This is a genomic window from Mesorhizobium sp. (assembly GCF_005063415.1).
Classification (GTDB): domain Bacteria; phylum Pseudomonadota; class Alphaproteobacteria; order Rhizobiales; family Rhizobiaceae; genus Mesorhizobium.
In genome coordinates, this window is sequence record NZ_SUEG01000131.1 from 2,350 (window position 1) to 14,187 (window position 11,838).

At 61.1% G+C, this 11,838-nt stretch carries 9 protein-coding genes; 5 read left to right on the top strand and 4 right to left on the bottom strand.

Annotated elements, in window-relative coordinates; all coding sequences use genetic code 11:
- Positions 1-620 (top strand): LysR substrate-binding domain-containing protein (locus E5W70_RS25295; RefSeq protein WP_292663623.1); only part of this gene is annotated, 620 nt, incomplete at its 5' end.
- 66 nt (positions 621-686) lie between these two features.
- Here E5W70_RS25295 and E5W70_RS25300 read toward each other — a convergent pair.
- Positions 687-1,289, bottom strand: a complete 603-nt coding sequence (locus E5W70_RS25300) for a cupin domain-containing protein (protein WP_292663625.1) — start codon at positions 1,287-1,289, stop codon at positions 687-689.
- A gap of 372 nt (positions 1,290-1,661) precedes the next feature.
- Here E5W70_RS25300 and E5W70_RS25305 point away from each other — a divergent pair, with 372 nt between their 5' ends.
- From E5W70_RS25305 to E5W70_RS25325, 4 genes are all read left to right on the top strand, one after another.
- Positions 1,662-3,428 (top strand): adenylate/guanylate cyclase domain-containing protein, encoded by a 1,767-nt coding sequence (locus E5W70_RS25305; RefSeq protein WP_292663627.1) that lies wholly within the window; start codon positions 1,662-1,664, stop codon positions 3,426-3,428.
- 935 nt (positions 3,429-4,363) lie between these two features.
- Positions 4,364-5,506, top strand: a complete 1,143-nt coding sequence (locus E5W70_RS25315; protein ID WP_292663629.1) for a TRAP transporter substrate-binding protein — start codon at positions 4,364-4,366, stop codon at positions 5,504-5,506.
- A 107-nt stretch (positions 5,507-5,613) separates the two neighbouring features.
- Positions 5,614-6,282 carry a TRAP transporter small permease subunit gene (locus tag E5W70_RS25320; protein WP_292663631.1) on the top strand — a complete coding sequence of 223 codons (669 nt, stop codon included), beginning with the start codon at positions 5,614-5,616 and terminating at the stop codon, positions 6,280-6,282.
- The gene (locus E5W70_RS25325) at positions 6,279-8,030 is read left to right on the top strand and encodes a TRAP transporter large permease subunit (protein ID WP_292663634.1); all 1,752 of its coding nucleotides are present in this window, start codon (positions 6,279-6,281) and stop codon (positions 8,028-8,030) included. Before E5W70_RS25320 ends, E5W70_RS25325 begins: the two co-directional genes overlap by 4 nt.
- A 284-nt stretch (positions 8,031-8,314) precedes the next feature.
- On the opposite strand, the gene E5W70_RS25330 is transcribed toward E5W70_RS25325, so the two are convergent.
- The 3 genes from E5W70_RS25330 to E5W70_RS25340 form a co-directional block, all read right to left on the bottom strand.
- Entirely contained in the window at positions 8,315-9,418 is a 1,104-nt protein-coding gene (locus E5W70_RS25330; RefSeq protein ID WP_292663636.1) for a calcium:proton antiporter, read from the bottom strand.
- Positions 9,419-9,458: 40 nt separating this feature from the next.
- Positions 9,459-9,662: a cysteine rich repeat-containing protein gene (locus E5W70_RS25335; protein ID WP_292663639.1), complete on the bottom strand. Its 204-nt coding sequence runs from the start codon at positions 9,660-9,662 to the stop codon at positions 9,459-9,461.
- A 78-nt stretch (positions 9,663-9,740) separates the two neighbouring features.
- Entirely contained in the window at positions 9,741-11,507 is a 1,767-nt protein-coding gene (locus E5W70_RS25340) for an AMP-binding protein (protein ID WP_292663641.1), read from the bottom strand.
- Between the last annotated feature and the right edge of the window lie 331 nt (positions 11,508-11,838).

Sequence of the window (11,838 nt, forward strand, 5' to 3'; positions counted from 1 at the left end):
GGCTCGGCATCATCCCGACGGTGGCGCCCTATCTGCTGCCGCATGTGCTGCCGGAGCTGAAACGGCATTTTCCGGCGCTGCAGCTCGAATTGCGCGAGGCGGTGACCGCTTCGCTGGTCGACGACACCAGCTCGGGAAAGCTCGACGCCTTCGTCGCGGCACTGCCCCTCGATTACCCCGGCCTGGTTACCGAGGAACTTTTCTCCGACCGGTTCTTCCTGGCCGTGCCGGCCGGCGATCCCGCCTTCGCCTCGCCGCCGGTGCCGCCGGAAAGCCCGGCGCTGGAGCGGCTGATGCTGCTGGAGGAAGGCCACTGCCTGCGCGAACAGGCGCTCGCCGTCTGCGGCAGCGTGCGGCCGGTGGCGATGGCAAGCTACGGCGCGACCAGCCTGACGACGCTCTTACAGATGGTGGCGCATGGGCTCGGCGTCACGCTCATCCCGGAAATGGCGGCAGGGCCGGCCAGCACTATCCCCGACCTGAAGATCGTGCCGTTCCAGGAACCGATGCCGCAGCGTACGATCTGCCTCGCCTGGCGGCGCAACAAGGTCCGCCACGACGAATGCGTCGAGCTGGCCAAGATCATTCGCGGACTGGATGCAGCGGTTCTGGCGGCGTGAGCGGCGGGTCAAGGATGCGGCTTTAGCCACGAAGCCAACCGGCAAGCGCCTTCGAAAGGAACGGCTTCAGTCCCTTTCCCAGGCTGCGAGCAACGGGCCTTTGCTTCCATAGACGGGGTCCGTGCGCGGACGGCCGACCCTGGGGATCGTCGCCACCGCCTTGGCATGGTCGGCGGGGGTCGTACACAGGTCATAGGTGCCGGATGGAGGATAGGCGCCGACAACCAGAAAATCGTCGGATGCGGAAAGGCGCTGGTGCCCGGTGCCGGCCGGAAGCACCGCGACGTCGCCGGCCTTCAGCGACAGCGTTCGTCCCTTGTTGCCGCCAAACCGGACTTTCGCCGTGCCGCGCGCCACGCCCAGCACCTCGTGTATCCGCGAATGATAGTGAACGTAGTCGTAGATGCCGTCGCGCCAGCTATCGCCCCAGCCATTAGCGTCGAAAAGCGCCTCCATGACGGCCGCCGGATCGAATTCCTCGGGCAGCTTGACGGCGCCGCGATAGACGACCAGCGGCCAGGACGGATGGTTGGGCACCAGACCATCATCCTTGAAGCGAAACTCATTCGGTTTGCGCGGCCTCAGGAGATCGGTGACCTCTCGCCTGCCCGGCCTGGCGATGCCGGTGACCTGCTCGACGGCTTTCTTTGTGGTTTGCAGGATGCTCATGATGTGGCCTTGGGTATGGTGGCGAGCTTCATGCGGATTAACCGGTTGCGTGGCGGTCAGTTCCGTTGGCGGCAGAGATCTGCGATCTGCGCCACGGCGGCTCCGCAACAAGATCCGGCAAATCCTGAATGGCTGCTTTGCGCCGCATGGCAGTCATTCCTGCGGTCCCGTCCATTCAACAAAAGCGGACATCGCCAATGGACAGGCCACAGGCAGCTATGCGCCCGACATTTTGCCTCGAACGACGGGAGTAGATCCTAAGCAGACCATCCGACCAATGGCTCGGAGCTATCTTCCTTTGGCCTAACCGCTCTATGTTGAGACAGCGTGCCTGGTCGGCAGTAGTGTCAGACTGGAGGGAGGGAGCATCACATGAGTGAGACCCGCAAAATAGCAGCGATCCTGGTCTCGGATGTGGTCGGCTACAGCCGGCTAGCCGGCGCGGATGAGGATCGCATCTTGGCACGGCTGCGGGCGCTGCGCAGCGATCTCATCGACCCCACCATCGCCGTTCATCGTGGCCGCGTCGTCAAGCGCACAGGCGACGGGAGCCTTGTCGAGTTCAGCAGCGTTGTGGAAGCAGTGCGCTGCGCGCTGGAAGTGCAGAACGCCATGCTTGAGCGCAATGCCGGGGTGCCGGATGATCGCCGCATCGAGTTCCGGATCGGCATTCACTTGGGCGACGTCGTGCAAGAACGCGATGGCGACCTGATGGGCGATGGCGTCAATATCGCCGCGCGCCTAGAAGGAATCTGCGAACCTGGCAATATCTGTCTTTCCGAGCAAGCCTATTGGCAGGTTAAATCAAGGCTCGATATCGCGATCAACGATCGCGGTGCGGTTCAGCTCAAGAACATCGCCGAGCCGGTCCGGGTTTATTCGCTACAGGTCGGCATTCCCGCGAAGGCCAGACCCGCGGCATCGGCGGAGGCCCTCGTGCCGGACAAGCCTTCGCCGCAGCTCGCGCTGCCCGACATGCCTTCGATTGCCGTGCTGCCCTTTGTCAACATGAGTGGCGACGCCGAACAGGAGTTCTTCACTGACGGGCTGACGGAGGACATCATTACCGATCTGTCGAATGTGCCCGGCTTCTTCGTCATCGCCCGCAACTCCACCTTTGCCTACAAAGGCAAGCCCACCGACGTCCGTCAGATCGCTCGCGATCTGGGCGTCAAATATCTCCTCGAGGGCAGCGCGAGGCGGTCCGTCAAGCGTTTGCGCGTCAATGTGCAGCTGATCAACGCGGCCGAAGGCGGCAATCATGTGTGGGCCGAGCGCTTCGACCGCGAAATTGTCGACATCTTTGAAGTTCAGGACGAGGTCACGCGCCGCGTTGTTGAAGCGATCTCCGGCAAGATTGGTGCGAAGAATATTTCTGCCCGTTCTAGGCCATCAAATCTAGAAGCCTATGACCTTTGTGTTAGGTCACGGGAGAAATGGACCATGTCCAGATCAGACAACAGCGACGCGCGTTCAGCTTTGGAACGCGCCGTTTCGCTTGAACCAAACTATTGTGAAGCGCACAGCAATCTTGCCCTTGTGCTGTTATTTGGCTGGGTTGATTGGGGAGAACCACAGATACCCGATCGCGCAAATGCTCTGATGCACGCGCAACGAGCCATGGAAATCGATCCCGGCGATTCCAACGTTCGCAGGATCCTGGGCTGCGTTCAGCTTTTTGAGCGCAATTGGGATGAAGCAAAATTCCAATTCGATGCTGCCATACGGATAAATCCCAACAATGCAGATGCGGTAGCATGGATTGGGGAGCTTCAAATCTACTTGGGCAAGCCGCAAGCGGCGCTGACAGCTTGTGAAGAGGCGTTCCGATTAAATCCTCGTCCACCTGGTTGGTACTTCTGGATCGTGGGAATGGCGCAGATTTCCACCGGTCACTACGAAGAAGCTGTTGCGACCTTGAGCCTGGAGGAAACATATGGGACCGGTTCAAGGGTGAACCTGATTGCCGCGCTTGCTCTTGCCGGCCGCTTGCCTGAGGCACAGGAGGAAGCCCGCCTATTTCTTACGGGCAATCCAGGTTGGACGATCGGTGAACTGACAGCGAACTTGCCCTTTAGGAGCATGAGTGCTGCGCAGCCCTTTGTCGATGGCTGGCGTCTGGCGGGCTTGCCAGACTAGGCGGCACGGCAAGGGGGCCGTTTCCAAAGGCAATGGCGTAAGCTAACTACGGCTCCAGCAGTGTCGACAAGCCAATGGCCCTTTCTAGATAGCGCAAACATGGTGGCGCGCTGTTCGACATCGCATAACTTGTTGCCAGTTTCCTTGGCTGGTCGCATGGGATCGCGCTGCACGAAGGGTAAGAACACTTGGACCGCAGAGCAGGATCGGCTGCCTTGATGCCGATGCGGAATTCAATGGGCCTGTCGGACGGCACTTCTGCGTTACGCTCGTGCATCTTGTGCTGGATTTCGACGGCGCAGGCCCCCGCATTTAGCACGCTCGGGAACTCGACCAGTAAGCCGTCGCCGGTCGGCTTGACTATCCTGCCCTGATGCTCAGCGATCTTGGCGTACACCAGTTCGTGGCGATGCGCCTTGAAAGTCGACAGGGTCCGCTCTCGTCGAGATCCATGAGCCTGGAGTAGCCGACCACATCGGCCGCGAGATGGCGGCAAGGCTAGGCTGACAGCGTTCTTGGCCATTGGCAATGTGCTGACGAGCAAGGAAATCGTGCGGATTGTATGGGCCCTCAGGCGTGGTGTCTATCGCGCCCCTTGGCTGTTATTGGGTTAGCTTAAGACCTTGGTCGCGCCACGCCGAACGTCCGCTCTCTTTTTTCGGACGCCATAAGCCGACCTTCCGAATTCGGCCCCCATGCTGCCGGGCGGCAATGCGCCCGAATGCGGACCTTTGTATCCTTCGCAAGAGCGGTCATTCAATGGCGCGATGCGTAACTGCTACTCGCCCATTGCTTGGGAAAATACCCCCACCTGTCCTTAAGAAAGAACCGCACTAGTTTAGGCGATGGGACGCGCGCTGCAATTTTTGCTGGGCCGTCGTTGAGAAGTATTGTCGGACGTGGGCTTGAAAAGCCAACACCTTCGGGAGGAACCGATGACCAAAGCAAGTATCCAGACCAATATGAGGTCGCGCCGCAAGTTCCTTGGCGAGGCGGCCGTGGCAGCTGCGGCGATCGTTGCTGCGCCAAGCGTCGTCAAGGCGCAAGGGCCGGTCAGCATGCGCTGGCAGAGCACATGGCCTTCCAAGGATATCTTTCACGAATTCGCGCTTGATTTCGCCAAGAAAGTCAACGACATGACGGGCGGCGACCTCAAGATCGAGGTGCTGCCGGCGGGCGCCGTGGTGCCTGCGTTCGGCCTGCTTGACGCGGTGTCGCAAGGAACGCTTGACGGCGGCCACGGCGTGCTCGTCTACCACTACGGAAAGCAGACGGCGCTAGCGCTCTGGGGATCCGGCCCGGGCTTTGCCATGGACGCCAACATGCTGCTGGCCTGGCACAAATACGGTGGCGGGAAGGAGCTCCTTGCAAAGCTCTATGATTCCATAGGCGCCAATGTGGTTTCCTTCCCCTATGGACCGATGCCGACACAGCCGCTCGGCTGGTTCAAGAAACCGGTTTCCAAGGTCGAAGACATCCAAGGCCTCAAGTTCCGTACCGTTGGCATCTCGATTGACGTCTTCACCGGCCTGGGTGCGGCCGTCAACGCGCTACCTGGCGGTGAAATCGTTGCGGCATTGGATCGCGGCCTGCTCGACGCGGCCGAGTTCAACAACGCCTCGTCCGATCGGGTGCTTGGTTTTCCGGACGTGTCCAAGGTCTGCATGCTGCAGAGCTATCACCAGAATGCCGAGCAGTTCGAGGTCCTGTTCAACAAGGCGAAATACGACGCCCTGCCCGATCAGATGAAGGCAATCATCACCAATGCGGTCGAGGCAGCCTCGCAGGACATGGCCTGGAAGGCGATCGACCGTTATTCGAAAGACTATTTGGAGATGCAGACGCAGGACAAGGTCAAATTCTACAAGACACCGGAAGCAATCCTCAAGCGACAGCTGGAGGTCTATGACGAGGTCGTGAAGAAGAAGGCGGCTGAAAACCCGCTGTTCAGGGAGGTCCTTGAGTCGCAGATCGCCTTTGCCCGGCGGACAACACAATGGGAACAGGACGTAGTCGTCAGCCGCCGCCTGGCCTTCGATCATTACTTCGGACGTGGCGGGGCAGCAAAGAATATCTGAAGCACAGTTTGAGCCGGCAAGGCACCATCGGGGCCATGACCGAACGGTGCCTTGCCTTCTTACCGACACTCACTCTGGCCAACACTCTGGCCATCCGGCTGCCTCGCATGAACGTCCAGCAGTTCCTGAATACAGTCGATGCAATCAGCGCGTGGGTCGGCAAGGCCGCGGCGTGGCTGATCATCGGGCTGATGACGCTGGTCTGCGCCGAGGTCTTCAAGCGCTACATCCTGAACATGCCCACGGCGTGGATATTCGACGCCAGCAACATGTTGTACGGCTCGCTGTTCATGCTCGCCGGAGCCTATGCGCTGGCGCAGAATGCCCATGTGCGCGGCGACTTTCTCTACAGCTCGATGCGACCCCGGATCCAAGCCGCGCTCGATCTTTTGCTGTACGTGGTTTTCTTCCTGCCGGGGATCGCGGCCCTCGTCTATGCAGGCTACGACTATGCCGCGATTTCATGGCGGATCGGGGAGCATTCGACCGTGACAGCGGAGGGTCCGCCGATCTACCAATTCAAATCGGTCATTCCGCTGGCCGGCGCCCTGGTGATGCTCCAGGGCGTGGCCGAGATCGTGCGCTGCATCGTCTGTCTCAGGACTGGGCAATGGCCCAGCCGGCGCAAGGACGTTGCAGAGATCGACGTCGTGGAGGGACAGCTCGCGCTCAGCGAATATGTGGATGAAGGGACGCGCAAGACCGCCATCGAGCGCGCACAAAAGATAGACGAGGAAGCACGCCAGCGCGGAATGGGTGGAGACCTGCAGAGTTGAGCGATCCAGCCCTCGGACTCACGATGCTCATGCTCATCGTGGTCGTCATCGTCATGGGTTTCCCGACAGCCTTCACGCTGATGGGCCTTGGCATGTTTTTCGGGTTCTATGCGTTCTACAACCCGGCGGAGCACTGGATCGACAACCGCGTCTTCGATCTGATGGTCGAGCGCACTTATGGGGCAATGACCAATGACGTCCTGATCTCCATCCCGCTTTTCGTGCTCATGGGATATGTGATGGAACGCGGGGCGCTGGTCGACAAGATGTTCTACAGCATCCAGCTTTCGTTCCGACGGGTACCGGCGTCGCTGGCCATTGCTACGCTTATCGTCTGCACCTTCTGGGGCATCGCCAGTGGCCTCGTCGGCGCCGTTGTGGTCCTGATGGGGGTGATTGCCTTCAATCCGATGCTGCGCGCCGGATACGATGTGAAGCTCGCTTCCGGCGTGATCACCGCGGGCGGCACGCTGGGCATCCTGATCCCGCCCTCGGTCATGATCATCGTCTATGCGGCGGTTGCAGGCCAGTCCATCGTGAAGCTCTATGCCGCGGCGATGTTCCCCGGTTTTTTCCTCGCATTCCTTTATCTCGTCTACATTCTTGGCTGGGCGATAATCAATCCGAAGATCGCCCCGCCTTTGCCGGAGGATCAAACAAGGGTTCCGGTGCCGGCGTGGATGCGAAGCTTTCAGACAGTTTACTCGCGCAACATGCTTGTTGGACTTCTTTCCGCATTGTTCTCGCCGTCCAAGGCGACGGCGCTCGAGACGGAGAGCGGACGCCTCACATATTGGAAGCTGTTCAAGAATTTCTGCGCTGCGCTGGTGCCCTTCGCCTTGATAGTACTCACCCTCTTGCTGGTGTGGTGGTATGTCGTCATCTATCCGCAAGCATCGGCCGACGTCGAAGCTCCAGCCGGATTGGAGCAGCTCGGTGCTCCGGCGGTGGAGGAACTCGGCGCACCCGCGGTGGATGCAGGGCCGGCAACCAGCTTCTACGTCACCTTCGGCATCATCGCGGCACTCGCCGCGGTGGTGCTCGTCCGCTACTACCGGAACATGACCGCCGAACGGCTCGAGATCCTGAAGCTCCTGGTCTCGTCGGTCATGCCGCTGGGCATACTTACCGTCGTCGTGCTCGGCGTCATCCTATTCGGAATCACGACGGCGACCGAGTCCGCGGCAGTCGGCGCCGCTGGTGCCTTTCTGCTGGCGTTCCAGGCCCGAACGCTCGACTGGAAGCGCATCAAGGAAGCAGTGTTCCTGACGGCGAAGACCACAGCCATGGTTTGCTGGCTCTTTGTCGGCTCGGCGCTGTTCTCCGCCGTTTTTGCGATCCTCGGCGGCCAGGCACTTCTCGAGCAATGGGTGCTGTCGCTCGACTTGTCGCCCGTGCAGTTCATGATCCTGTCTCAAGCGATCATATTCATTCTCGGTTGGCCGCTCGAATGGACCGAAATCATCATCATCTTCGTGCCGATCTTCCTGCCGATGTTGAAGCACTTCAACATCGACCCGATCCTCTGGGGGGTTCTCGTCTTCGTGAATTTGCAAGCGGCGTTCTTGTCACCCCCGGTAGCGATGTCGGCGTTCTATCTCAAGGGCGTTTCCCCACCGCACGTCACCCTCAACCAGATATTCGCAGGCATGATGCCTTACATGCTGATCGTCATCCTCTGCATGATCCTCATGTATATCTGGCCCGGCATGGCGCTCTGGCTTCCGAACTATCTTTACGGCGGCTGAGAAAGACTCGGTTCTCGGACGCCTTCCGCGACAGCGCGTTTTCGGCCGCTTTGACCCACGGGATGTCCTTTTGAACGCCAAAGCAGGATCTCGGAGATACAGGTGATCGGAAGGTCTACTTTCGGGCTACAATCGGCGCGAGCGAATGACGGGTCACAGTTCACGTCGACGCACGCAGGGCATGAAGGTCCGCTTCTGGCCTTCCGAGCCTCGAAGCCGCAAGTCCGCTTTCGGCCCTATTGAGACGTTCAAGCAGTTTTCCTACCTATTCGCACCCAGCACTCTCACGGCACAAAAATCAAAAACACATACGTGCAAAACACCACCAGATGCACCAGCCCGGTCAGGAACGTCGTTCTCTCCGTGCTAAAACTCACATTGCAGATGAAAAGCGCCAGAGCCAAAAGCACCACGTCGGTCGCCGGTAGCCCCAGGGTCAGCCCTCTTCCGGTCAGCAGGCTGGCGGCAGCGATCCCGGGTATTGTCAGGCCGATCGTCGCGCACGCCGAACCCATGGCGACGTTCAGGCCGCGCTGCAGCTCGTTGTTGAGTGCGGCGCGAACCGCCGAAATCGCCTCCGGCATCAAGACCAAGCCCGCGATCATTGCGCCGACAATGGCGTCGGCCTGGGGCACCTGGTAGGCGACGAGCGCGTCCTCGACGCTGGCGGCGACCTGCTCGGCCAGCATGACGATGCCGACCAGCCCGATCAGCAGGAGCACAGCGGCGGCGGCGATGCTTTCGTGAGCGTCGGTTCGCACTGCGGCGCCGTGTGCTTGTGCGTCGATAAAATCGTCCCGGTGGCGGACGGTCTGCGCGAACAGAAAACCGGCATAGAGCAGCACCGAAAGCACGCTGACGAAGCCAAGCTGGGCCGCCGAGAATGTGCCGGGATCCGTGGTTCGCGTGTAGGTCGGCAGAATGAGCGTCATGACGCTGAGCGCGACCAGCACCGCCAGATAGGCGCTGGTCCCTTGCCGGACGATCGCCTGCTTGCGATGGCGCCAGCCGCCAAACGTCAGGCACATGCCGACTACGCCGGTGGAGGTGATCATCACCGTCGAGAACACGGACTCGCGTGCAAGCGTCGGGTTGTTGGCGCCGTGCAGCATGATGGAAACGATGATCGACACTTCGATTGCCGTCACGGCGATGGTCAGCACCAAGGTGCCGTACGGCTCGCCTACCCGCCTGGCCACCGTCTCGGCGTGATCGAGCACCACGAAAATGGTGATGAACATGATCGCGCTCGACAGTGCGCCGATAAATATCCTGGTGCCCAGCGACCCTTCGTCCACCGACACCCCGCTGGCCCTGACGGCGACAGCCATCGCCAGCGCGGCCAACGGCATGCCGTAAGAAACCGCCGATCTTGCCAAACCACTCATTGTCACCTTTTTGCCTTCCACCCGCAGGGAAGCTCGCGCGCTAGCCGGGCGTGTTGGCCTTGACGACCTTCTTGCATTCGGGCGTCAGCTCGCTCATGTGACCGGCCAGGCACTTGACGACGCGGCCACCGCCCGGCAGCAAGCCCTTGCACAATCTCTGGTAATCTGCCTGACAGGCCTCACGCTCGGCCGCCGTCTGCGCCAGCGCCGCGGTGGCTGCCAGCTGAGTTGCCAGAAAAAGCACGCTTAACCCAATCCGCATAGAACACCCCCTCAATATGTTGCCCAAACAACGCCTCCGTAGATACGCACGGAAGCCTTCTCACGCCGTCTTCTGCGTCACCAGTCCCAGTTCATCGATCATCGCCTGGCGCATCAGGAATTTCTGCGGCTTGCCGGTCACCGTCATCGGCAATTCGGTGCGGAAGCGGATGTAGCGCGGGATCTTGAAATGCGCGATCTGGCCGGCGCAAAAGGCCTTGATCTCCTGCTCCGTGGTGATCTGGCCGGGCTTGAGCACGATCCAGGCGCACAGCTCCTCGCCGTATTTCGGGTCGGGAATGCCGAACACCTGCACCTCCTTGACCTTAGGGTGGCGATAGAGGAACTCCTCGACCTCGCGCGGATAGACGTTCTCGCCGCCGCGGATGACCATGTCCTTGACCCGGCCGACGATGTTGCAATAGCCCTCGGCATCGATGGTGGCGAGGTCGCCGGTGTGCATCCAGCCGTCGGCGTCGATCGCCTCGCGGGTCTTCTGCTCGTCGTCCCAATAGCCCTTCATCACGGAATAGCCGCGCGTGCAGAGCTCGCCCGGCGCACCGACCGCGACGGTGGTGCCTTCGGCGTCGATGGCCTTGGCCTCGACATGCGGATGGACGCGGCCGACGGTCGAGACGCGTTTTTCCAGGGGATCGTCGACGCTGCTCTGGAACGACACCGGGCTGGTCTCGGTCATGCCATAGGCGATGGTCACCTCGGCCATGTGCATCAGCGACACCACCTTCTTCATCACCTCGATCGGGCACGGCGAGCCGGCCATGATGCCGGTGCGCAGGCTGGTGAGATCGAACGACTGGAAATCTGGATGGTCGAGCAGGCCGACGAACATTGTCGGCACGCCGTAGAGCGCGGTGCAGCGTTCCGTCGCCACCGCCTTCAGCGTGGCGCCGGCATCGAACCCCTCGCTCGGGAACACCATGGTCGCGCCCTTGGTGACGCAGCCCATCGTGCCCATCGACATGCCGAAGCAGTGGTAGAGCGGCACCGGGATGCACAGCAGGTCGTCGACGGTGAGCCGGATTGCCGCGGTGACGAAATTGCCGTTGTTGACGATGTTGTTGTGGGTCAGCGTCGCGCCCTTGGGCGCGCCGGTCGTGCCTGAGGTAAACTGGATGTTGATGGCGTCGTCCGGTTTCAGCCCGTCGGAGATGCGGTCGAGCCGGTCATGCTCGTCGCGCCCGGCCATCGCCAGCACGTCGGCGAAATTGAACATGCCCGGCGAACTTTCCTCGTCCATGCGGATGACGATCTTCAGCGCCGGCAGTCTGTTGGCTTCGAGCTTGCCGGGCGCAGCCTGTGCGATCTCCGGCGCCAGCGTCTCGATCATGCCGAGATAGTCGGAACTCCTGAATTTGGCGGCTGTGACGAGCGCTCGGCAAGCGACCCTGTTCAAGGCATATTCCAGCTCGACCAGCCGATAGGCCGGGTTGATGTTGACCAGGATCAGGCCGATGCGGGCGGTGGCGAATTGCGTCACCAACCATTCCCAGCGGTTCGGCGACCAGATGCCGACGCGGTCGCCTTTCTCGAGGCCGAGCGCCAGGAAGCCGGCGGCCAGCGCATCGACGGTCTCCGACAGTTCCTCCCAGGTAAAGCGCTTGTCCTGCTCGACGAAGACGGCGGCATCGAGCGTGCCGTATTTGCCGACCGTATCGGCAAACAGCGCCGGGATGGTCAGGTTGAGCAGCGGCACGCTGCGCTCGCCCGAGACATGCGCCGTGCCGTCGACCGGCGCAATGAACGAGCCGCCATCGCGCTTGCCGCGCAGGTTGCTGGCATTCTTCAACTCGTCGAGATTGATCGGCATCGCCGTGTCCTCCGCAGACGGGCCGAGCCTATCAGCCCGGCGGGGTGGTGGAAATCCCGTCGATGGTAGGGCTGGGGTGAGAACTCGCCTGTCGGGGCCGAAAACAAAAAACCCGCCTTGGCGGGCGGGTCTTCGGGGCCAATTGGCACCATAACGAGATTAGTAGCATAGCTGCCGGCACAAAGCAAGAACAAAATTGCTGTGCTTTAGGGGAATCGCTTCAGGCTGGTATGGCGGCTTGACCGCTGGGATCCAGCGTTGGTGGTTGGCGAAAGCCGAGACGCATCCAATCTCCCCCCTTGCGGGGGAGATGCCCGGCAGGGCAGAGGGG